At 60.7% G+C, this 22,491-nt stretch carries 25 protein-coding genes; 14 read left to right on the top strand and 11 right to left on the bottom strand.

Annotation, left to right across the window (positions count from 1 at the left end; all coding sequences use genetic code 11):
• The first annotated feature begins 58 nt into the window (after positions 1–58).
• The 5 genes from C4J83_RS15085 (at position 59) to C4J83_RS15065 (ending at position 3,112) form a co-directional block, all read left to right on the top strand.
• Complete coding sequence (locus tag C4J83_RS15085; RefSeq protein ID WP_124417470.1) at positions 59–562, top strand: GlcG/HbpS family heme-binding protein; 504 nt, start codon at positions 59–61, stop codon at positions 560–562.
• Between the two features lie 10 nt (positions 563–572).
• Entirely contained in the window at positions 573–983 is a 411-nt protein-coding gene (gene uraH / locus C4J83_RS15080) for a hydroxyisourate hydrolase (RefSeq protein ID WP_124417469.1), read from the top strand.
• 194 nt (positions 984–1,177) lie between these two features.
• Positions 1,178–1,642 (top strand): thiol-disulfide oxidoreductase DCC family protein, encoded by a 465-nt coding sequence (locus C4J83_RS15075; protein WP_164487939.1) that lies wholly within the window; start codon positions 1,178–1,180, stop codon positions 1,640–1,642.
• A 153-nt stretch (positions 1,643–1,795) separates the two neighbouring features.
• Positions 1,796–2,365: a GTP cyclohydrolase I FolE gene (gene folE, locus C4J83_RS15070; RefSeq protein WP_119740447.1), complete on the top strand. Its 570-nt coding sequence runs from the start codon at positions 1,796–1,798 to the stop codon at positions 2,363–2,365.
• A 36-nt stretch (positions 2,366–2,401) separates the two neighbouring features.
• A complete protein-coding gene (locus C4J83_RS15065; protein WP_124417468.1) occupies positions 2,402–3,112 on the top strand; it encodes an SDR family oxidoreductase in 711 nt (236 codons plus the stop codon).
• Between the two features lie 23 nt (positions 3,113–3,135).
• On the opposite strand, the gene C4J83_RS15060 is transcribed toward C4J83_RS15065, so the two are convergent.
• Positions 3,136–3,717, bottom strand: coding sequence for a DedA family protein (locus C4J83_RS15060; protein WP_124417467.1), 582 nt, complete (start codon positions 3,715–3,717; stop codon positions 3,136–3,138).
• Positions 3,718–4,049: 332 nt separating this feature from the next.
• Positions 4,050–4,298, bottom strand: coding sequence for a CsbD family protein (locus C4J83_RS15055; protein WP_119740452.1), 249 nt, complete (start codon positions 4,296–4,298; stop codon positions 4,050–4,052).
• 300 nt (positions 4,299–4,598) lie between these two features.
• Here C4J83_RS15055 and C4J83_RS15050 point away from each other — a divergent pair, with 300 nt between their 5' ends.
• Complete coding sequence (locus C4J83_RS15050) at positions 4,599–5,066, top strand: PAS domain-containing protein (RefSeq protein ID WP_106580342.1); 468 nt, start codon at positions 4,599–4,601, stop codon at positions 5,064–5,066.
• Here C4J83_RS15050 and C4J83_RS30755 read toward each other — a convergent pair.
• Genes C4J83_RS30755 through C4J83_RS15030 form a run of 5 tightly spaced genes read right to left on the bottom strand, consistent with a single transcriptional unit; the run spans position 5,046 to position 10,759 of the window.
• Positions 5,046–5,177: a hypothetical protein gene (locus C4J83_RS30755; protein WP_256660685.1), complete on the bottom strand. Its 132-nt coding sequence runs from the start codon at positions 5,175–5,177 to the stop codon at positions 5,046–5,048. The two genes, C4J83_RS15050 and C4J83_RS30755, sit on opposite strands and share 21 nt — an antisense overlap.
• A 7-nt stretch (positions 5,178–5,184) precedes the next feature.
• A complete protein-coding gene (locus C4J83_RS15045; RefSeq protein ID WP_106580343.1) occupies positions 5,185–6,156 on the bottom strand; it encodes an XdhC family protein in 972 nt (323 codons plus the stop codon).
• 1 nt (position 6,157) lies between these two features.
• Positions 6,158–7,393, bottom strand: coding sequence for a c-type cytochrome (locus C4J83_RS15040; protein WP_124417466.1), 1,236 nt, complete (start codon positions 7,391–7,393; stop codon positions 6,158–6,160).
• Between the two features lie 2 nt (positions 7,394–7,395).
• Complete coding sequence (locus C4J83_RS15035; protein ID WP_119740456.1) at positions 7,396–7,935, bottom strand: (2Fe-2S)-binding protein; 540 nt, start codon at positions 7,933–7,935, stop codon at positions 7,396–7,398.
• Positions 7,928–10,759, bottom strand: coding sequence for a xanthine dehydrogenase family protein molybdopterin-binding subunit (locus C4J83_RS15030; protein WP_124417465.1), 2,832 nt, complete (start codon positions 10,757–10,759; stop codon positions 7,928–7,930). The genes C4J83_RS15035 and C4J83_RS15030 overlap by 8 nt, the downstream gene beginning before the upstream one ends.
• Before the next feature lie 296 nt (positions 10,760–11,055).
• On the opposite strand from C4J83_RS15030, the gene C4J83_RS15025 reads away from it, so the two are divergent.
• Complete coding sequence (locus C4J83_RS15025; RefSeq protein WP_124418873.1) at positions 11,056–11,646, top strand: acyl-homoserine-lactone synthase; 591 nt, start codon at positions 11,056–11,058, stop codon at positions 11,644–11,646.
• 49 nt (positions 11,647–11,695) lie between these two features.
• On the opposite strand, the gene C4J83_RS15020 is transcribed toward C4J83_RS15025, so the two are convergent.
• The gene (locus C4J83_RS15020) at positions 11,696–12,355 is read right to left on the bottom strand and encodes an autoinducer binding domain-containing protein (RefSeq protein ID WP_256660692.1); all 660 of its coding nucleotides are present in this window, start codon (positions 12,353–12,355) and stop codon (positions 11,696–11,698) included.
• A gap of 497 nt (positions 12,356–12,852) precedes the next feature.
• On the opposite strand from C4J83_RS15020, the gene C4J83_RS15015 reads away from it, so the two are divergent.
• Genes C4J83_RS15015 through phzG form a run of 7 tightly spaced genes read left to right on the top strand, consistent with a single transcriptional unit; the run spans position 12,853 to position 19,140 of the window.
• The gene (locus C4J83_RS15015) at positions 12,853–13,344 is read left to right on the top strand and encodes a PhzA/PhzB family protein (RefSeq protein ID WP_106580349.1); all 492 of its coding nucleotides are present in this window, start codon (positions 12,853–12,855) and stop codon (positions 13,342–13,344) included.
• Positions 13,345–13,369: 25 nt separating this feature from the next.
• A complete protein-coding gene (locus C4J83_RS15010) occupies positions 13,370–13,861 on the top strand; it encodes a PhzA/PhzB family protein (RefSeq protein ID WP_124417463.1) in 492 nt (163 codons plus the stop codon).
• Between the two features lie 23 nt (positions 13,862–13,884).
• Positions 13,885–15,087, top strand: coding sequence for a 3-deoxy-7-phosphoheptulonate synthase (locus tag C4J83_RS15005; protein WP_119740466.1), 1,203 nt, complete (start codon positions 13,885–13,887; stop codon positions 15,085–15,087).
• Positions 15,088–15,102: 15 nt separating this feature from the next.
• Entirely contained in the window at positions 15,103–15,726 is a 624-nt protein-coding gene (locus tag C4J83_RS15000) for an isochorismatase family protein (RefSeq protein ID WP_119740468.1), read from the top strand.
• A 20-nt stretch (positions 15,727–15,746) separates the two neighbouring features.
• A complete protein-coding gene (locus tag C4J83_RS14995; RefSeq protein WP_372239328.1) occupies positions 15,747–17,636 on the top strand; it encodes an anthranilate synthase family protein in 1,890 nt (629 codons plus the stop codon).
• 2 nt (positions 17,637–17,638) lie between these two features.
• Positions 17,639–18,475, top strand: a complete 837-nt coding sequence (locus C4J83_RS14990) for a PhzF family phenazine biosynthesis protein (protein WP_124417462.1) — start codon at positions 17,639–17,641, stop codon at positions 18,473–18,475.
• The gene (gene phzG, locus C4J83_RS14985; RefSeq protein ID WP_124417461.1) at positions 18,472–19,140 is read left to right on the top strand and encodes a phenazine biosynthesis FMN-dependent oxidase PhzG; all 669 of its coding nucleotides are present in this window, start codon (positions 18,472–18,474) and stop codon (positions 19,138–19,140) included. Before C4J83_RS14990 ends, phzG begins: the two co-directional genes overlap by 4 nt.
• Positions 19,141–19,150: 10 nt before the next feature.
• Here phzG and C4J83_RS14980 read toward each other — a convergent pair whose 3' ends face one another.
• From C4J83_RS14980 to deoA, 3 genes are all read right to left on the bottom strand, one after another.
• Positions 19,151–19,768 (bottom strand): dTMP kinase, encoded by a 618-nt coding sequence (locus C4J83_RS14980; protein ID WP_119740477.1) that lies wholly within the window; start codon positions 19,766–19,768, stop codon positions 19,151–19,153.
• A 185-nt stretch (positions 19,769–19,953) separates the two neighbouring features.
• Positions 19,954–21,186, bottom strand: coding sequence for a phosphopentomutase (locus C4J83_RS14975; protein WP_124417460.1), 1,233 nt, complete (start codon positions 21,184–21,186; stop codon positions 19,954–19,956).
• The gene (gene deoA / locus C4J83_RS14970) at positions 21,183–22,490 is read right to left on the bottom strand and encodes a thymidine phosphorylase (protein WP_124417459.1); all 1,308 of its coding nucleotides are present in this window, start codon (positions 22,488–22,490) and stop codon (positions 21,183–21,185) included. Before deoA ends, C4J83_RS14975 begins: the two co-directional genes overlap by 4 nt.
• Position 22,491: the final 1 nt, after the last annotated feature.

The raw sequence follows: 22,491 nt of genomic DNA, 5'->3' as shown, positions 1-22,491 counted from the left end.
GAGTGCACGGGGCATCATGCCTGGCTATGACTCAGCCAGACCACACAAAGGACAAAGCATGCGTATAAGCCTATCGACCTCATTGCTGATGTCACTCGCCATAAACTCAGCGCTCGCCGTTGCAGCCCCGGATCAAGTGCAGCAGCGCAACGACGTATCACTGGCAATGGCCAATGATTTGCTCAACGCCGCGCTGACAGCCTGCCATGCCGATGGCCGTACAGGTGTTGCTGCCATTGTCGACCGTGGGGGCAATTTGGTCGCCCTGCAGCGTGACGATAACGTGGGCCCACACAACACATTAGCCGCCCAACGCAAGGCCTACACCGCCCTATCGACCAAGACGCCAACGCGACTATTGGCAGAGCGGGTCCGCAGTACCCCCGATGCAGAAAACCTCAACACCCTGAATGAGCTATTGCTGCTGGGCGGCGGCGTGCCGTTGCTGTTTGAAGGGCAAGTCATTGGCGCGATCGGAGTAGCCGGTGCCGGTGGTGCCGCAAACGATGAAGGGTGCGCATTGGCCGCTATCGACAAAATCCTACCTACCGTCAAAAACTAAGGACATCATCATGACTGGATTAAAAACATGCTTCGCGGGCCTTGTATTGAGTGTCGTATCGTCACTGGCGCTGGCGGCAGGAAACCCGCTCAGCGTGCATGTGCTCAACTTACAAGATGGTCTGCCCTCCCCTGGCGTCAATGTCACGCTGGAAAAACAGGACGGCAACCACTGGAACATGCTCAACAGCGCCGCGACAAATGAGCAAGGGCGTATTCCCGGGTTGTACCCCGAGGGTCAGGCGCTGGAGAAAGGCACCTACCGCGTCACGTTTAAAACCGGGGAATGGTTCAAAGCGCACAAAGTTGCCAGTTTCTTTCCGGAGGTACCGGTCATTTTTGAGGTAGACGGTACGCTTTCGCACTACCACATCCCATTACTGCTCAGCCCCTACGGTTTCTCGACCTACAGAGGCAATTAAGCGTCGACCAGACATAGAGACAAGGCCGCCCCAGAACTCATGGGCGGCCTTTTTGCTTAATGAGTTTGCATCAATATCGTGTCCGTACCTGTATCACACCGTTGGCCACGCTCAGTACAGCAAAAATAGAGTGCCCATTGTCAGCCTGTTTCTTTCAGCCTATCTTGTACAAAACCTATACAAGAGCACGGCGCATGTACAAGAAAGTGAATTGGCCGCTGACGCTGTATTTCGACGGTGAATGCCCACTGTGTGCGCGCGAAATCAAGCTCCTACGCGGCCATGCCGTAAAGGATCGACTGCTGTTTGTGGACATCAGCAGCTGTGCATTCGACGCCCAGGCACTCGGGTTCACATTCGAGCACATGCAGTCGTCGCTGCACGCGCGTTTCGCTGATGGACGCTGGGTAACAGGCCTGGATGCCACGCTATGGAGCTGGCGAGCCGCAGGCCTGGGTTTTTGGGCAACACCACTGACGTGGCGGGCACTGCGCCCATTGCTCGAATTCGGCTATCGGCTTTTCTGCCGCTTACGTCCCCATTTGGCGTGGTTGCCTCACCCAGACGGTGGGCGCCGCTGCGTCGATAGCCGTTGCGCGGTGCCTGCTTCCAACCCCGGCTCAGACGAGCAGTCCACATCGAAAAAAACGCACACCTAGACCGCTTTGCTTGGTCATGGGCCGACGAAGAGCCAGGGTCATGGCTGACCTGGCATGTCCTAGGGCGTACGCCTCAGATCGTGCGCAGCAGATACTCCCCTACTGCCAAGGATTGCCGTCACAGAAAGCGCAGCAAGGCTGCGAGGAATCAAGATGAACGCATCGACCCCATCACTCGCCGCACATTACCGTGAAATTCTCGTCGGCGTAGGCGAGAACCCTGAACGTGAAGGACTGCTGGACACACCCAAGCGTGCAGCCAACGCGATGCAGTACCTGTGCAATGGCTACACGATGAGTCTGGAGGATGTGGTCAATGGCGCATTGTTCGAATCGCAAAACGATGAAATGGTCATCGTGCGCGACATCGAGCTGTACTCATTGTGTGAGCATCACATGCTGCCCTTCATCGGCAAGGCGCATGTAGCGTACATCCCCACCGGAAGGGTGCTGGGCCTCTCGAAGGTGGCCCGAGTGGTGGATATGTTCGCCCGTCGCCTACAGATCCAGGAAAACCTTACCAAACAAATTGCCGACGCCATCCAGCACATCACCGATGCCGCCGGCGTGGCCGTGGTCATCGAGGCGAAGCACATGTGCATGATGATGCGGGGTGTGGAGAAACAAAATTCGGTGATGACCTCATCGGTAATGCTCGGCGCCTTTCGCGAGTCCTCTGCGACACGTCAGGAGTTCCTGCAACTGATAGGGCGACGGGGCTAACACCAACACATCGCATCAGAACGCAGGAGAGCCTGGATGAACACTTCCTTCACGATGAATTCCCTGGGTGAGGGCTATCGTGCCCTCGTGATAGGCGCCAGCGGGGCGCTGGGCTCGGCTTTTTGTGAGTTGCTTAACCAGGACCCACGGTGCGCGCATGTTCATGCGCTGGGGCGCAACAGTGTTCCATTCCTCGACCTGGAGAATGCCGACAGCATCGCCAGCGCCGCAGCCGAATTGACTGAGCAAGCACCGTACCAGTTGATCTTGCATGCCGCAGGTCTGCTCCATCGCGACAAGATAAAGCCTGAAAAAAGTTATTCCGCGATTGATGCAGATGCGTTGCAGGCGGTATTTCAAGTCAACACCATCGGGCCTGCGCTGGTTTTGCGCCACTTTTTGCCCTTGCTTGACCCTCGCGGCGCGATGGCGATGCTCTCTGCGAAGGTGGGTAGCATCGGCGATAACCGCTTGGGCGGCTGGTACGCCTATCGCGCCTCCAAGGCAGCCCTGAACATGCTGATTAAAACGGCGGCCATCGAACTGGCAAGAACCCGACCTCAGAGCCGACTGCTGAGCCTTCATCCGGGCACAGTTGTATCAGCGCTGTCGCAACCCTTTCGAGGCGCGTCTGCCGCCAGGCCGGCAAACGTGGCCGCCGATGAATTACTGTCGCTGATCGACCGACTGGAGCCCGCCGACAGCGGCAATTTCTTCGCTTATAACGGAGAGCGCCTTCCCTGGTAGGTACGCAGGTCTATGCCAATGCCTCAGCGTTGCAACGCCTTGGTTCGGCTGCGCAAATACCGCACCAGCGCCGCAAGGCTCACAAGGGCTACCACCCCGATGAAGATCGGCAGGCGATACGGTCGCAGGTCGCCAAAGAAATGCTGCAATGCTTCGCCAGCCCAATAGCCGGCGCTGACGAACAGGGTGGCCCAGATCGCCGCACTCAGCACATTAATCAGCGCGAAACGCCAAGGGGCCAGACCGCTTGCACCTATCACCATAGGCCCCACTAAGCGCATTCCGTAGAGAAAGCGCACAGCGAATACAGACGTCATGGGGTAGCGATGGATAAGGCGCTCCACCCGTTGGATGGCAGACTGGTGACGCTTGAGTTTGGGCAGCAGGCGGCTCCCGGAATAACGTCCGGTCCAGAACAGTAACTGATCGCCGAGTATGCCGCCCAGGGTGGCCCAGCCGATCACATACAGCCATTGCAGAGTGCCCTGGTGTGCAGCCATACCGCCGAGGAGCAAAACTGTTTCGCCTTCCAGCAGGCAGCCCACGAAGATGACCCAGTAGCCGTAGACGGCAATCAGCGCGTTGAGGTCGAGATGTTCGAACATGGGCATTCCCGGATGCGGTGGAGGCAACGGCGGCATCATTGCATGTGTTCGACCCAGCATTAATGGGCATAAACAGATCGGTTCCTTGATCGATTCACGCCAATGCTTTAGCCGTCACGTTTGACGCCTTGGCGAGATGGGTATGCGTCCCGCCGAGCCATAATTCTTTGATTGACCTAGGGTCGGTGCTAGCCAGTTGATCCAGCGTGCCTGGCGTGTCCATCGCGCTGTGCCTTACCAATAAGCAGATCTACAGGCTTAGGTCCTCGCACTGTCGAGGTAGACGCCCTGGGCAGTGCGAGGGAAAGCGACACAAGCCCTCTCCTTGCGGCTTAGCGGCGCAAAAGACGGTCGAGCACAAGCAGGGCTACTGCGCCAATGGCCAGTGCAGCAACCGGTTTTTCCTTGACGAACGTAGACACGCTGTCGAGTGCATCGCCATAGGTTTGGGTCAGATGGCCCGCAGCTTGACGTCCGGCGCCTTCAGCTTCCAGCTTCGAATCACCCATCAGCTTCCCGACCGCGCTCTGCGCCTTGCCGGCCAGTTTCTCTGCAACACCTTCTACCTGTTCACTCTTCATATTCATCAACCTTCGTGTCAGTGGGACGCTTAAATAAGCCCACTGCGATGGCGCCACGTTCAACACCATCGCAGCCAGGGGATGTGGACAGAAAAGTTGACCGGTGGTGAAGAGTCGGAGTTCCACTTTTTATGAGCACCTCGTCTGCGGCGCCCATAAAAAGAGACGCTGTAAAACGCACCTTCACAGCGAGTCGTCGGCCATGCTTCGGTCCATCACAGGGATACGTTCAATTATTCCGAAACGCGCTTGACCCTCAAGTTGTCCTAGAATGATGTGAAATTCGCCGGGGCTCTGAAGATGATCGACGCAGAACTGCTGAAACTGATGGTTGAAACCTCGGAAGATGGCATTGTCATTGCGGAGCAGGAAGGCGATGAGCATATCCTGATCTACGCCAACCCCGCCTTTATGCGCCTTACGGGCTATAACGCTGACGAAACGCTCTACCAGGACTGCCGCTTCCTGCAGGGTGACGACCGAGACCAGGCGGGTTTGGTCGTGATCCGCGAGGCGATAAAGTCGCATCAGCCCTGCCGGCAGATCATTCGCAACTACCGTAAGGACGGCAGTGCCTTCTGGAATGAGCTATCGATTACTCCCGTATTTAACCAGGCGGATCAGCTCACCTATTACATCGGCATCCAGAAGGACGTCAGCGCCGAAGTCGCGGCCAGCGAACGCGTGCGCGAACTTGAGGCGCAAGTTGCCAGCCTGGAAGCTCAACTGGCTCAATTGCACAGGCTGTTACCAGGCAAGCCCAGGTAATGCGCGGTCGGCAACCTCATGGCTGCTGGCGTCGTTAACGATCACGCTGGCGCCATCCTGGGCCCATTGCCTGGCAATCACCGCGCCGATACCTTTGAAAGCGCCGATCACAGGCGGGTCAGAGTCGATCCCGCGCGATGCCGCTGCGCGTACGAAGAATATCGGCCAGCACCGCCAACGCGATTTCCGCCGGAGTCTTGCTGCCCAGGTTTAAACCGATCGGCGCATGGATGCGCGCCAATTGGGCCTCGTCCAACCCGCCAATTCGCCGCAAGCGCTCGAAGCGCTTTTGTGACGTGCGCATCGACCCCATTACACCGATGTAAAACGCGTCGGTGCGCACCGCCTCCATCATCGCCAGATCATCAATACGCGGATCATGAGTCAACGCCACCACTGCGGTGTCGCTGTGGCAGCCGCCGTCAGCGATGAACACCGACGGCAGCTGGCGGCGGATCTCGACGTTGTGCAGCACCACGCCTTCGAGCACCTCGTCGCGTGGGTCGCACAGAATCACCTCAAACCCCAGGCCCACGGCAAACTCGGCGCAGGCCTGGGCGACACTGGAATAGCCCGCCAGCAGCAAACGCTGCGCCGCGCCGACCCGCACACGGACCCGGTCGATCTCGCGCTCGATGCGCGCGCCCTGCTCGCTGTCTGCACACACGCGGCGCGCACCGCTGGCCAGGTCGACTTCGCGGATTAGTCGGCGCTGGCCCAGCAACGCGCACTCCAGCTCGCGCAGATGGGCCTGAACCGCGCAGTCCGGCGCAAGCTTCTCCACCAGCACATCGAGCACGCCGCCACACGGCAGGCTCACGCGCGAGCGCGGGTCCTCGCCTTCACCGTAACGAACGACGTTGACCGCCTGCTCAAAAGCGCCTTCGGCCACCCGCTCAAGAAAGTCTTCCTCAACGCAGCCACCCGACAGCGAGCCGATCCATTGCCCGCTCACGTTCACTGCCAGCAACGAGCCCGGCGCACGGGGCGCCGAGCCGTAGGTGGCGAGCACCGTGCACAGCCAAACCGGCTGGCCGGCCGTCGACCATTCCAGCGCCCGGCGAATGACTTGCAGATCCAGATGCTGCATGTCAGTGCGCCTTGTGCTCGGCCGGTGGTGCATCGGCCTGAAGCTTCTGCACGTCGCTGACCGCCAGCTCACTCGACTGACCGCCCCAACCCTGGCGCAGATAATTGAGCAGATCGGTCAGCTGTGCCGGATTGAGCTTGTCGGCAAAGCCGGGCATCGGTTGCATGCGTTCAAAGCCGGTGAATGTCTGCTCGCCGATGCCGTCTTCGATCACCCGCAACAGGTTGCGCGGATCTTCCAGGCGCAACGTGGTGTTGCCGCGCATGGCCACCGCGATGTGCGGCTTGCCCTCGCCGTTCGGCGCGTGGCAACCGGCGCACACGTTCAGGTAATCCTGACGACCGCGTTGGGCGCTTGGGCTCATGTTGTCGAGTGGCACCTCGCTCAGCACTTTGGCGGCCGGGGCTGGATCGCCGAGCAGGTAGGTGGCCATCGCCGCCAGGTCCGGGTCACTGAGGCCCTGGGTGCTGTTGTGGAACACCGGGAACATCTCGTTGAACATCGTGCCCTGGGCGCTCATACCGTGCTTGAGGAAGGTGCTCAGGTCTTGTTGATTCCAGCCGCGAGCGGCCAGGTCAGTGGCCAACAGGCTCGGTGCCAAGTAGCCGTTGAGCAGGCCGCCAGTCAGGCGTTTGTCCTGCTGCATGGCGCCGGGCAACCCGCGTGGGGTGTGGCATTCGCCGCAGTGCCCGAGCACTTCGACCATGTATTCACCCCGCTTGAAGGTGTCGCTTTTGCCCTCGTCCGGCGCGAGTTTCACGTCTTTGCCGTAGAGCAGGTTCCAGCCCATCAAGCCCAGGCGCACGTTGAACGGGAAACTCAGGCGAGTGACAGGCGCAGCACGCTCGATGGGCTCGATGGTTTTCAGGTACGCATGGATCGCGTCCGAATCTGCGCGCGGCATCAGGTGATATGAGGTGTACGGCATTGCCGGGTACAGGTTCGCACCATCGCGGCGTTTGCCTTCGGTCAGCGCGGCGAAGAATTCGTCATCGTTGTACACACCAATGCCGTGCGCTTTGCTCGGGGTGATGTTGGTGCCGTAGATGGTGCCGAACGGCGACACAATCGGCAGGCCGCCCGCAAACGGCGCGCCGCCCGGTGCGGTGTGGCAGGCCATGCAGTCAGCGGCGCGGGCAAGGTATTCGCCGCGTTTCACTTGATCGTCCGCGTGCGCCAACAACGCCGGCGCAGCCAGACCAACCGCCAATGCCAGGCGGGAAAGTAGATGCTTCATGCTTAACCCTCCTTGACCAGACCGAGATCGGTCAGCACGTTGCGGGTCGCGTTGTAGTAACGCACGTAGCCGGTGCAGCGGCAGATGTGATGACCGAGGCTGTCCTCGATGACTTTTTCCAGCTGGCTTTTAGCGATGGGCTGACGCTGCAGCTTCTCGACCAGTAGGGTCGCGGCATTGACGAAACCCGGCGCGCAATAGCTGCACTGGAAGGCGAATTCGTCGACGAAACGCTGCTGGATCGGGTTCAGTTGAGTGACGTTGCCCTGCTCGTCGCGGGTCGCGTGCCCCTCGATGGTCCGCACTTTTTTGCCTTCGAAATAGTGGGCGCCGGTGATGCAGGTGCGCACTTCTTCGCTGGTGCCGTCCGGGTTGTCGACGATCACCACGCAGGCGTGGCAGATGCCCTGGCCGCAGCCGAGCCGCGAACCGGTGAGGTTTTTGTATTCGTGCAGGTAGTCGATCATCGGCAGGTCATCAGGGATGTCCACCGGGCCGACGGATTGACCGTTGAGGGTCAGTTGAAACGGACGGTTAGCCATTGAGGGCCTCCTTGATGCGCGCAGAAGTGATAGGCAGGTCGCGGACACGTTTGCCGATGGCGTGGGCCACGGCGTTACCGATAGCGCCGACGATCGGGATCATCACCACTTCTGCGATGCCCTTGGACGGGTCGCTCGGCGACAACGGCGGCAGGATTTCAGCCGTCTGGTTCCACACGGCAACGTGTCGGGCCATCGGCAAGCGGTAACGGTTGAAATTCCAGTCACCCTCCCCCGGCCCGCCTTCGTACAGCGGCATCTCTTCCATCAACGCATGGCCGATGCCCATGGCGATCCCGCCTTCGAGCTGCCCCTTGACCAACTCTTCCACCAGCACCCGACCGCACTCGACCCACGAGTGGTGGTTGAGCACTTGCACTTCGGCGGAGCCCTTGTTCACTTTCAACTCCACCAGCGTCGCAACCGGGCTGTAGTAAGTCACCGCCGCGTTATTCAACTGGGTGTCCGGGTAGTGGACGTTCTGGCGATCCAGCAGATGGAAACCGTTGCTGGTCATCTGTGCCAGTTTCGCCTTTGGTGCGCCGTCGCCGTACTTCACCGCCAAAGCATCCAGGGGCAGACGCTCGCGCACGCCGTCGATGCTGTACTCGGCCTCGGCCCAGCTCCAGCGGTTGAAACCGTGCACGGTAGCGCCGGTCACCAGGCCCTTTTCGTGCGCGTACCTGGCCAATTGCTCAAAACTCAGCGGCTGCATGCCGTTGGCGGTGAGTTTGCCGTCGACCCAGTGCGCATCTTCGCGGCGCACCACGTATGGGTTGGCCTGGCCGCCGTAAGGGCCTTGGCCCCAGATCTGCAACGCTGCCGGCCACAAGCCGTGGTTGAACAGCACCCGCGAGGCTTCACGAGTGGCGTGGCTGAAGTAGTACGCGGAGTTGGTCGCCGACGAGGCCGACGCCAGTTTGCCGACCCAACGCGGGTTGCGCAAAAAACCATCCTGTTCTGCCTGGCTCATGGTGTACGGGTTGCCGCCCGTGGTCAGTTGCAACTCTTTCCATTCGGTTTCGCCGGTCTTCACTTGCGTGGCCGGAATGCCGATGAAATCGGCCACCACCAGGGCTTGCGAGGTGGACATGCCGGTGCCGATTTCAATGCCGATATGGCGCAACGTCACGTGCCCTTCAGCGGTGAATTCGATGCTGGCCATCGGCGCCTCGGAACCGGTGCCGAAGTCTTTTTGGCAGATGGCAAAACCGACGCCATACCAATGATCCGGGTCACCGGCTTCGCGTGTCTTTTTGATCAGGTTGCGATTTTTCCAGACGTCATGGACAGCTGCCTTGTCGAGAATCTCGTGCAAGCGCAATGCGCCGGCCGGCACCGCGCCCTGGGTGTTTTTCATGCCCGACAGCATGGCGTTTTTCTTGCGCAGGTCGATGGCGTCGATGCCGAGACGGCCGGCGATTTCGTCGACCATCATCTCGGTCGACGCCATGCTTTGCAGGGTGCCGTAACCGCGCATCGAGCCCGCTTCAACCGCGCGGGAATGGTAGGCCGTGACCTGCAGGTCGTTCTGCGGCATGTAGTAGATCGACTGCGCTGCCGTGGCGCCAACCGCCGCCACCGAAGGGCTGTAGTTGATGCGCCCGCCGCCATCGACGTTCATCTCGGCGCGGAAAATCTGGAAACTGTGATCGTTTTTGTCCACCGCCAATTGGTAGCGGATGTCGAACGGGTGACGCTTGATGCCGCTCTGGAACTGCTCATAGCGGTCGTTGGCCAGGCGCACCGGCACACCCGCGCCGTACAACGCGGCGAGGGCCGCGTAGTAGACAAAAATGTTGTGGTCCTTGGAGCCGTAACCGACGGTGTAGCCCGGGTGCATGTGCAGATTCGCCAGGCCGAAGCGCGATGGCGCGATCATCTTCGCGGTTTCGGTGGCCGCTTCCAGCGGGCACTGGGTGGCGACGACAAAGTGCAAAGTCTTGGTGGCCGGGTCGTACCAGCCGTTGCCGTTGTCCGGTTCCATCGCGGCCGGCTCAATCGACGGGGTTTTGTAGCGCTCGTCAAACACCAGCCAGTGGTCGGGCGGCGTGTCGATTTGCTGCTTCATCCGGTCGGCGTAAAACAGCCCGCGCTCGGTGAGGTTGCCGTGCAGGTCCGGCTGGGAATTCCACACCGGACGACGGTTTTTCAGCATCGGGAACAGGATCGAATCCTTGAGGCTGGCGAATTCATCTTCGTCCGCCGAGGTCGCACCGCCAACGCGTACATAGCGGAAGCTGCCATACGGGTCACGTTCGTAGAACGGCGCTTGGGCGCCGTAACGGATCGCTTTGTCATTGAATTTGAGCTTGGCCTTGGCCTGGCGGAACCGCTCGAAGTCGTTCCAGATCAGGATCGCCACCGGGTGACCGATGAACATTGGCACCTGGCCTTCGGGCAACAGCGGATCCGGCGCGTGCTCTTCCGGGAAGACGATGCCGTCTTTGTCCAGGTCGGCGGCCGTCACGATGCGGTCAGGTTGCAGGTCGGCGCCAAGCCACGACAGATCGTAGCCGGCGTAGATGCGATCGGCCTTGGTGGTTTTCAACAACATGGCGTGGCCCTGTTGCTGCGGCCAGCCCGGCATGTCCTTGGAACGGATGTCGCGGGCAAAGACTTTGCTGCCGCAGACCTTGGACAAGGCGTCGTTACGCGAGCGCGCCTTGCCATTGTTGCCGAGCCATTGCTCGGACGGCACGGTCACGCTGTTTTCCATCAACGCAGCCAGCGCCTGGGTGCTGAGCGGTGTAAGCGTCACGCTCACACCCGCCACCAGCCCGCCCTGAAGGAACGAGCGCCGGGAAATATCACGGTTGGACATGGATCATCCTCTGGGCGGTTATAGGTCCGCCCTTATGGTTATGTTCTGGGGATCTCGGGTCTGGCAGAAGCGCTTTTGCCGGAACAAAAGGCTATACGTGGCAGTGCAAAGCTGACCGAAAGGTTAACTTTATAGGTTTATGCGTCAGCCGCAAACAAGCTGTTACAAAAAATTGACCGAAGAATCAAATCTGCGAACCGCATGCCAACGCCACCTACAAGATCTTGTAGGTGCCAAGCCTGTGCAAGTCCTCTATAAAAACCGCACTCACCCCCACCCCCAAGGAGCTCCGGGCCATGCACATGGAAGAGCACACGCTGAGCGCAATGAGCGACGAGCTCAAACTTAAGCTAGGCCGCTTTCGGCACGAGCAATTTGTCGAGAAACTCGGCTGGCGGCTGCCTGGCCATCCGCACCAGGCGGGTTGTGAATGGGATCAGTACGACACCGAGCATGCGCGCTACCTCTTGGCGTTCAGCGAGCACCGCGCCATTGTCGGCTGCGCGCGTCTGATACCCACCCCATTCCCCAATCTGCTGGAGGGTGTTTTCAGCCATACCTGCGCTGGCACGCCGCCCAAGGATCCTGTCATCTGGGAAATGACACGCTTCACCACCCGCGAGCCGCAATTGGCCATGCCGTTGTTCTGGAGAAGCCTGAAGACCGCCAGCCTGGCAGGCGCCGATTTTATTGTCGGCATCGTCAACAGCACGATGGAGCGCTATTACAAAATCAACGGGGTCAACTACGAACGACTGGGACCGGTCACCGTGCACCAGGACGAAAAAATCCTCGCGATCAAACTCTCGGCTCACCGTGAACACCACCGGGGCGTCCGCCCGCCTTCAGCCTTCATGCCCGGCGCACTGTTGAAAGACACCGCTTGATACCGGCCGAGTCATCCTTTTGGGATGGCTCGGCAGCAGTCGATGAACCTCAGATATACCCCAGCGCCACCGCGTAAGACACCGCCTGCACACGGTTGCTGGCGCCGATTTTGCGTTGGATGTTGCGGTGATGGTAATTCACGGTGTCGGTGCACACGCCCATGATCACGCCAATTTCCTCGGAGGTTTTGCCGTCCGCGGTCCAGCGCAGCACATCACACTCCCGTTCGCTGAACTCGACATCCGTGTTGAACACACGAACGTCATTCTCCAGTTCAGAAATTTTCTGGTGGGCCGCCGCGGCAAACGCTTTGGCCACTGGCTTCAAGGCTTCGAACTCCTGAGGGCTGATGACGTTGTCCTTGCGTGCGATGCTCAACACCCCTACCCGGCCCTGGGTGTTGAACGAGGGTTGCGCCAGGCCATGGCACAGACTCGAATCGTTGGCCTCAGACCACAGCTCAGGGCACCCCTTGAATAGCGCATTGCTCCACAAAATGGGGGCGGACGAGACTTTGCTGTGTTTCACCGTGGGGTCAATCGCCGCGTAGTTCGCTGCCTGGTATCGCGCTATCCAATCCTTGGGATAATTGCTGTACATATACGTTTTGGGCCGCATGAACGGCGTTGCGCTGCACATGCCATAGGCGAAAAAATCAAACTGCAGTTCACGTAAGGCCCTCAATGCAACAGCCGTAAATTCCTGCATGTTCATAGTTTGCGCAAAGATACTGTAAAAATAAGCATCCCATCCCAACAGCTGTCCTAATTCCATTTGAACACCACTCGAGTTGGAAACGAGTCGTGAGACTAGACGAACCTGAACTCATGTCAATACACATCGTTCGAAGGTTATAGACCGCTTCGCAATAGCGAAGGGTTTATTGTGCCTAACGAACTAACTAGCCATAGGCCATTGATAGCCTGGCGATGTTAGCGGGCCATCGGTACGGTTTGGCCGACGAACGAGCTGATTGATTCATAATAGTGCAACACACCCTCCGATGGATTTGCATCCAACCCGTTCACGCACCCGCCGCTACAAGATCTGGTAGTTCCTGCCGCGAGAAGTGCAGGTGTATAAACAACACGCCTCAGCACGCTCTCACCCTCCACAGTTAAAGCCTGTCAATGCTGACGTGCGTTATTAACTAAATATTTACTTGATTTTCAAAAACATTAATCAAACTAAGGAGAACATGGCTCATGTCGGTTTCGCTTTGCGCCAGTGGCTTTAATGATCAGCTTGAACTTCGCCGAAAAAACCGCGCCACCGTGGAACAGTACATGCGCACTCATGGCAAAGATCGCCTGCGTCGGCATGAACTGTTCACCCCGGATGGCAGCGGCGGTTCGTGGAACACCGAAACCGGTGAACCCCTGGTATTCAAGGGCCACGCGAAACTTGCCGCCCTTGGCGTGTGGCTGGAGCAGTGCTTCCCAGACTGGCAGTTTCACAACGTGCGGGTGTTTGAAACCGACAACCCCAACCACTTCTGGGTCGAAAGTGATGGCCGTGGCAAAACCCTGGTTCCTGGCTATCCGGAAGGTTATTGCGAAAACCATTACATCCATTCTTTCGAATTGGACAACGGCAAGATCAAGCAGAACCGTGAATTCATGAACCCCTTCGAACAACTGCGCGCCTTGGGCATTCCGGTGCCAAGCATCAAGCGTGAAGGTATCCCCGCCTCATAAACCCTTTCATTATTGGAGAGTGAACATGCCTACTCATGCAGCGCGACAACTAACCGCTCACGACAGCAGCGAACTTCGCCGCAAGAACCGCGCCACGGTCGAGCAATATATGCGCACCCATGGCCAGGATCGCCTGCGCCGCCATGAACTGTTTACCGAGGACGGTTCGGGTGGCTTGTGGACCACAGACACCGGCGCGCCGATTGTAATCAGTGGCAAAACCAAGTTGGCCGAACATGCTGTTTGGTCACTCAAGTGCTTCCCGGATTGGGAATGGTACAACGTCAACGTATTTGAAACCGACGACCCCAACCATTTTTGGGTCGAGTGCGATGGCCACGGCAAGATCCTCTTTCCAGGTTATCCCGAAGGGTATTACGAGAACCACTTCCTGCACTCCTTCGAGCTGGAGGACGGCAAAGTAAAACGCAATCGCGAGTTCATGAACGTCTTTCAACAACTGCGCGCCTTGGGCATCCCCGTGCCGCAGATCAAGCGTGAAGGCATTCCTACTTAATCCTTTGGGAGAGTAATCGCATCATGGAAGACTTACTGAAACGGGTTCTAAGTTGTGAAGCGTTCCAGCAGCCTCAATGGAGCGAGCCCTCACAATTGCATGACGCGCAGGCCTACCTCAGGGACAGCGCATCACTGATTCGCGTCGAAGACATCCTGGTACTGCGTGCCACCTTGGCCAGGGTGGCGGCGGGCGAAGCGATGATCATCCAGTCCGGAGACTGCGCCGAGGACATGGATGAAAGTGCTCCCAGCCACGTGGCCCGCAAGGCCGCGGTGCTGGACATCCTGGCCGGTGCGTTCCGGCTGGTGACCCAGCAACCGGTGGTGCGCGTCGGGCGGATTGCCGGGCAGTTCGCCAAGCCGCGTTCCAACAACAGCGAGCGCATCGGCGATGTCGAGTTGCCGGTGTACCGCGGTGACATGGTCAACGGCCGCGAAGCGGTCTGCAACCATCGCCAGCATGATGCACAACGCCTGGTACGAGGCTATCGCGCGGCCCAGGACATCATGCAACACCTGGGCTGGAAAGAACCCGCCAGCAAGGAACAGCTCAGCGGCTCTCCCGCCTGGACCAGCCACGAAATGCTGGTGCTCGACTACGAATTGCCGCAAGTGCGCAAGGACGAACAGGGCCGGGTGTTTCTCGGCTCAACCCACTGGCCGTGGATCGGCGAGCGTACCCGTCAGTTGACGGGTGCTCACGTGGCACTGCTCAGCGAAGTGCTCAACCCGGTGGCCTGCAAGGTCGGCCCGGACATCACCCAGGACCAGTTATTGAGCCTGTGCGAGCGCCTGGACCCACGGCGCGAGCCCGGCCGCCTGACCCTGATTGCGCGCATGGGCGCCCACAAAGTCGCTGATCGCCTGCCGCCACTGGTTGAAGCGGTGCGCCACGCCGGGCACAAGATCATCTGGCTCAGCGACCCGATGCACGGCAACACCATCGTCGCGCCCTGCGGCAACAAGACCCGCATGGTGCAGACCATCACCGAGGAAATCACCGCCTTCAAACATGCCGTGACCTCGGCCGGTGGCGTGGCTGCCGGCCTGCACCTGGAAACCACCCCTGATGACGTCAGCGAGTGCGCCTCCGATGCCGCCGGCCTGAGCCAGGTGGCCAGCCATTACAAAAGCCTGTGCGACCCACGCCTGACCCCTTGGCAAGCCATTACTGCAGTGATGGCCTGGAAAAACCTGCCCTCCTCCACCCTTGCCTACCTTTGACTGGAGTTTGTCGCCATGACTGGCATTCCATCGATTGCCCCGTACGCCCTGCCTACTGCCCGCGACCTGCCCGTCAACCTCGCGCAATGGCGCGTCGACCCCGAGCGCGCCGTGCTGTTGGTGCATGACATGCAGCGTTATTTCCTGCGGCCCTTGCCCGATGCCCTGCGTGAAGCCGTCGTGGCGAATTCCGCGCGCATTCGCCAGTGGGCTGTCGACCACGACGTGCCGGTGGCTTACACCGCCCAGCCAGGCAGCATGAGCGAGGAACAGCGCGGGCTGCTCAAGGATTTCTGGGGCCCTGGCATGAAAGCCAGCCCCGCCGACCGCGAGGTGGTCGACGCGCTGACGCCCAAGCCGGGTGACTGGCTGCTGACCAAGTGGCGCTACAGTGCGTTCTTCAACTCCGATCTGCTGGAGCGCATGCACGCCAACGGGCGCGATCAGTTGATCCTGTGCGGGGTGTATGCCCATGTCGGGGTACTGATTTCTACCGTGGATGCCTACTCCAACGATATCCAGCCGTTCCTTGTTGCCGACGCGATCGCGGACTTCAGCAAGGCGCACCACTGGATGGCGATCGAATACGCCGCCAGCCGTTGCGCCATGGTCATCACCACCGACGAGGTGGTGCTATGAGCCAAGCTGCCGCCCGCCTTATGGAACGCATTCTGCAGCCGGTGCCCGAGCCGTTTGCCCTGTTGTATCGTCCCGAATCCAGCGGCCCGGGGCTGCTGGACGTGCTGATTGGGCAGATGTCGCAGCCGCAGGTCCTGGCCGATATCGACTTGCCTGCCCCCTCAATCGGTGCCCCGCGCCTGGATGTACTGACGCTGATTCCCTACCGCCAGATTGCCGAACGCGGCTTTGAGGCGGTGGACGATGAGTCGCCGCTGCTGGCGATGAACATTACCGAGCAACAATCCATCGGCATTGAACAGTTGCTGGGATTGCTGCCAGACGTGCCGATCCAGCTCAACGGCGAACGCTTCGACCTCAGCGACGCCCGCTATGCCGAGATCGTCAGCCAGGTGATCGCCAACGAAATCGGCTCAGGGGAAGGCGCCAACTTCGTGATCAAACGCACCTTTATGGCGGAAATCAGCGAGTACGGCCCCGCCAGCGCGCTGTCATTCTTTCGCCATCTGCTGGAGCGCGAGAAAGGTGTTTACTGGACCTTCATCATTCACACCGGCAGCCGCACCTTCGTGGGCGCCTCGCCCGAGCGGCACATCAGCGTCAAGGATGGGCTGGCGGTGATGAACCCCATCAGCGGCACCTACCGTTACCCGCCCGCGGGGCCCTGTCTGACGGATGTCATGGCCTTTTTGGCCGACCGCAAGGAAGCCGATGAGCTGTACATGGTGGTCGATGAAGAGCTGAAAATGATGGCGCGCATTTGTGACGACGGCGGCCACGTTCTCGGTCCTTACCTCAAGGAAATGACGCATCTGGCCCACACCGAGTACTTCATTGAGGGCAAGACCCGACGCGATGTGCGCGACATCCTGCGCGAAACCCTGTTCGCCCCGACCGTCACCGGCAGCCCGCTGGAAAGCGCCTGTCGGGTCATCCAGCGCTATGAGCCGCAAGGCCGCGCGTACTACAGCGGCATGGCCGCGCTGATCGGCAGCGATGGCAAAGGTGGACGCTCCCTGGACTCGGCCATCCTGATTCGCACCGCCGACATCGATAACAGCGGCCAGGTACGCATCAGCGTGGGCTCCACCATCGTGCGTCATTCCGAGCCCATGACCGAAGCCGCCGAAAGCCGCGCCAAGGCCGCCGGCCTGATAGCGGCCTTGAAAAACCAGGCGCCCTCGCGCTTTGGCAGCCACCTGCAGGTGCGCGCAGCGCTGGCCAGCCGCAATGCCTACGTCTCGGACTTCTGGTTGATGGACAGCCAGCAGCGCCAACAGACCCAGGCCGATTTCAGCGGGCGCCAGGTGCTGATCGTCGACGCCGAAGACACTTTCACCTCGATGATCGCCAAGCAGCTGCGGGCCCTGGGCCTGATAGTGACGGTGTGCAGCTTCAGCGATGAATACAGTTTCGACGGTTACGACCTGGTAATCATGGGCCCAGGCCCCGGCAACCCGAGTGATGTTCAGCTGCCGAAAATCGACCATCTGCACGTGGCCATCCGTTCCTTGCTCAGCCAGCAGCGCCCATTCCTCGCGGTTTGCCTGAGCCATCAGGTGTTGAGCCTGTGCCTGGGCCTGGAGCTGCAACGCAAAGCCATTCCCAATCAGGGCGTGCAAAAACAGATTGACCTGTTCGGCAACGCTGAGCGGGTGGGTTTCTACAACACCTTCGCCGCCCAGAGTGCCAGTGACCGCCTGGACATCAACGGCATCGGCACCGTCGAAATCAGTCGCGACAGCGAGACCGGCGAGGTGCATGCCTTGCGCGGGCCGTCGTTTGCCTCGATGCAGTTTCATGCCGAGTCGCTGCTGACCCAGGAAGGCCCGCGCATCATCGCCGACCTGCTGCGTCACGCCCTCATTCACACGCCTGTCGACAGCAACATATCGGCCGCCGGGAGATAACCATGCACCACTACGTCATCATCGATGCCTTCGCCAGCGTCCCGCTGGAAGGCAACCCGGTCGCGGTGTTCTTCGACGCCGATGATTTGCCGGCGCCGCAAATGCAACGCATCGCCCGAGAAATGAACCTGTCGGAAACCACCTTCGTGCTCAAGCCACGCAACGGCGGTGATGCGCTGATCCGGATTTTCACCCCGGTCAACGAACTGCCCTTTGCCGGCCACCCGTTGCTGGGGACGGCCATCGCGCTGGGCGCGCACACCGACAATCACCGGCTGTACCTGGAAACCCAGATGGGCACCATCGCCTTTGAACTGGAGCGCCAGAACGGCAGCGTGATCGCCGCCAGCATGGATCAGCCGATACCGACCTGGACGGCCCTGGGCCGCGATGCCGAATTGCTCGAGGCGCTGGGGATCAGCGACTCGACCTTTCCCATCGAGATCTATCACAACGGCCCGCGCCATGTGTTTGTCGGCCTGCCGAACATCCAGGCCTTGTCGGCCCTGCATCCGGACCACCGTGCGCTGTCGAGCTTTCACGACATGGCGATCAACTGTTTCGCCGGCGCCGGGCGGCGTTGGCGCAGCCGGATGTTCTCACCGGCTTACGGCGTGGTTGAGGATGCGGCCACCGGCTCGGCTGCCGGGCCGTTGGCGATCCATTTGGCGCGCCATGGCCAGATCGAGTTTGGCCAGCAGGTGGAGATCTTGCAGGGTGTGGAAATCGGCCGCCCCTCCCTGATGTTCGCCAGGGCTGAGGGCCGCGCCGATCAACTGACGCGCGTCGAAGTCTCCGGCAATGGCGTCACCTTCGGGCGGGGGACCATCGTGCTATGAACAGTTCATTACAAGGTAAGCCGCTGCTGGGTAAAGGCATGTCCGAATCCCTCACCGGCACACTGGATGCACCTTTCCCCGAGTACCAGACACTGCCCGCCGACCCCATGAGCGTGCTGCGCAACTGGCTGGAGCGCGCACGGCGCGTAGGCATCCGCGAACCCAAGGCGCTGGCGCTGGCCACCGCCGACGGCCAGGGCCGGCCCTCGACGCGCATCGTGGTGATCAGTGAGATCAGCGACGCCGGGGTGTTGTTCAGCACCCATGCCGGCAGCCAGAAAGGCCGTGAGCTGAGCCACAACCCGTGGGCGTCGGGCGTGCTGTATTGGCGCGAAACCAGTCAGCAGATCATCTTCAATGGCCAGGCCGTGCGCTTGCCGGATGCCAAGGCGGATGAGGCGTGGCTCAAGCGCCCGTATGCCACGCATCCGATGTCGTCGGTGTCTCGCCAGAGCGAAGAACTGCAGGATGTTCAGGCCATGCGCAACGCCGCTCGCGAACTGGCCGAAGGTCAAGGTCCACTGCCGCGTCCTGAGGGCTATTGTGTGTTCGAGTTGCGTCTTGAATCGCTGGAGTTCTGGGGCAATGGGCAAGAGCGGCTGCATGAGCGGTTGCGCTATGACCGCAGCGATAAGGGCTGGAGGGTGCGGCGTTTGCAGCCTTGACTGCACAAAACTACGAACATCGAAGGACGCTGTAGATCTCAGAAACCACCTGAGCCGTGGCGTCCTCGATCGTTGTTTCATTACGGCATAAAACCCAGCCGTGATCGGTCATCGCGCGCTCGAACGCCTGAGTACACGCGACATGCTCTTCCAGCTTGTGCATCACAGTACTGCTCAGCCCACGCCGTCGCTCGGCTGCCCTCGCCCAAGAAATATCAGGGGCGGTGACCACGCCGACATGCAGGTCGGGCACTTGCACGTTTCGATCAATGTTCAACTGCAGAATGTCTGCAAACCCGACGATCCGGCGAAACGCTGCATCAGAGGGGTACCAGCGATCAATCAAGATGATGCTACCGGCGGGCTGTCTGGCCAGTACGTGGCGGGAAATCCAGGCACGGCTGTCAGCAAAGCGCTCACACACCCTCAGCTCCAACTCCCGGCTGGGGTGTCTGACGAGTGTGTTAACCAGGGCCATGGTTTCAGCCCTGTAGGGGTCGCTTTTTTGCTCGCTGAGTCGGATCACCTTTTGCTTGTCTGCCCTCAGCACTTGGGTCACGGCTTCCAAAAGCGTGGTTTTGCCAGTGCCCTTGGGGCCATCGAGAGAAACAAACAGTGGACGACTCATACTTCACATAATGATTGGTAGCGGTTTATTGGGCTCTGTTCGTTCGCTGGAGTCGCCTGGCGCGACGACGCGAATCGAGTGCGGAGCCCATATGAACAGACATTACTGAAGGCGTCGATGAACAATTGGCAAACCCGCCATCAAGCTACCCCGCCCGATTCCAAAGCACGGGGTGCCAGGCGGACTCAAGGGTGACCCTTCAGCAGAAACGAGGTCCCCCACGCCAACGGCGCCAAGCCCAAATGTGCCGCCAGCGTCTGGCCGATATCGGCAAAGCTGCCGCGCTCGCCCAGCCAGCCAGCCGCAACGCCTGCCCCAAAAGCCAAGACCGGCACATGCTCACGGGTATGATCGCTGCCCGGACGCGATGGGTCGCAACCGTGGTCGGCGCTGATGATCAGCAACGTCTGTGGGTCCATCAACGCCAATAATTCCGGCAGCCTGCGGTCGAACGCTTCCAGCGCGGCAGCGTAGCCGGCCAAGTCGCGACGGTGCCCGTAGAGCATGTCGAAGTCGACGAAATTGGCGAACACCAGGCTGTTGTCCGGCGCCTGCTGGTAAGCCTTGAGCGTGGCATCGAACAGCGCGTCGTTACCATCTGCCTTGTACAACCGGCTGATGCCGCGGTGCGCGAAGATATCGCCGATCTTGCCCACCGCCTGCACGCTGCCGCCGGCTTCGCACAACTGATCCAGCAGCGTCGGCGACGGCGGTGGCACCGTGTAGTCGCGACGATTGCCGGTGCGTCGAAACTCGCCCGCGTGCTCGCCGGTGAACGGCCGGGCAATGACCCTGCCGACGGTGTATTCATCACACAAATCGCGCGCGATTTCACACACCCGGTACAGCTCATCCAGCCCGAAATGGCCTTCATGGGCGGCGATCTGCATCACGCTGTCGGCCGAGGTGTAGCAAATCGGTTGCCGGCTGCGGATGTGTGCTTCGCCCAATTCGTCCAGCACCGTAGTGCCCGAGGCATGGCAATTACCCAAAACACCCGGCAACCCGGCCCGCTCAATCAGGTCGGCCAGCAGCTTGGGCGGAAACGACTCGACCGGCCGCTCGAAATACCCCCAGTCGAACAACACCGGCACGCCCATCATTTCCCAATGCCCGGACGGTGTGTCCTTGCCTGAGGATTGCTCGCGCGCATGGCCGTAGGCGCCGACCGGGGCAGCGTCGCCCCAGTGGCCCGGCAACGGTCCGTCACCGCTGGCCGCGGCGGCGGCGCCCAGGCCCAGGCGACCCAGATTTGGCAGCCACAGCGGCCCCCGGCGCAGTGGCCCATCGGCCCCACCGCGGGCACACGCCTGGGCGATATGGCGCAAGGTGTCGGCGCCGGTATCGCCAAAAACAGCAGCGTCGGCACTGGCGCCGATACCCAACGAGTCCAGCACCAATACGATGGCTTTGCTCATAGGATGTCCTGGATCAAATTACGTGCGGCCAGGCTCGAGCCGCCCAACCGATAGGCGGCGCGCAAGGCGGATGCGCCCTGCGCGGCCTGCTCTGGATTGCGCGCGTGAACCCAGCCCAGCGGCCGTTGCGCGTTCACCTGTTCACCAACAAAGGCCAACTCGCTGAAGCCCACGGACAAGTCCAGCACGTCGTCGGGATGACTGCGCCCACCGCCCAATGCCACCACTGCCAGGCCCACCGCCCGGGTATCGATCTCGGTAACGCAGCCCTCTTCCTCGGCCCACACCGGCACCGACACGGCGGCCTTGGGTAAATGCGCTTCAGGGTTTGCCGTGAAGCCCGGCGGGCCGCCCAGAGCGACGACCATTTGCTCGAAGCGCTGCAAGGCTGCCCCGCTCTGCCAGGCCTGAAGCAATTGATCACGGGCCTGGGCGTCATCCCGCGCCAAACCGGCCATCGTCAATGCCTGGGTGGCCAGCGCCAGGGTCACCGCCCACAGGCGCTCGCTGCGCACCTCGCCCTTGAGCAAGGCGACTGCTTCGGCAACCTCCAGGGCGTTGCCGGCACTGCGGGCCAGCGGTTGATTCATGTCGGTGATCAGTGCGCGGGTATTGACCCCGGCACCGTTGGCCACCGCGACGATGCTGGCGGCCAGTTCGCGTGCCTGTTCCGGCTCGGCCATGAAGGCGCCGTTGCCGGTTTTCACATCCATGATCAGTACGTCGAGGCCGGCGGCGAGTTTTTTGCCGAGGATCGACGCGGTGATCAGGTCAATTGACTCCACCGACCCGGTCACATCGCGGATCACATACAAGCGCTTGTCCGCCGGCGCCAGGTTGGCGGTCTGGCCGATGATGGCGCAACCGACGTCGGCCACCACCGCGTGCAGGCGTTCGGGGCTGGGTTGGCAGTCGTAACCGGGAATGCTCTCGAGCTTGTCCAGGGTGCCGCCGGTATGGCCCAGCCCACGCCCGGAAATCATTGGCACGTAGCAACCGCAGGCCGCCAGCAACGGCGCGAGCAGCAAGCTGATCATGTCGCCGACGCCACCGGTGGAATGCTTGTCCACGACCGGCCCCGGCAGGTCCCATTTCAGCACTTGGCCGGAATCGCGCATCGCCTCGGTCAAGGCCAGGCGTTCGCTCACGTCCATGCCCTTGATGAACACCGCCATGGCGAACGCCGCCACCTGCCCATCGCTGAGGCTGGCGTCGGCAATGCCGGCGACAAAGCGTTGAATGTCCATTGCGGCCAGGGCGTGCCCGTCGCGCTTACGCCGAATCACTTCTTGTGGCAACCACATA

Source organism: Pseudomonas sp. LBUM920 (assembly GCF_003852315.1).
GTDB lineage: Bacteria > Pseudomonadota > Gammaproteobacteria > Pseudomonadales > Pseudomonadaceae > Aquipseudomonas.
The sequence above is the reverse complement of the archived record's forward strand: the minus strand, read 5'-3'. Positions and strand labels throughout refer to the sequence as shown.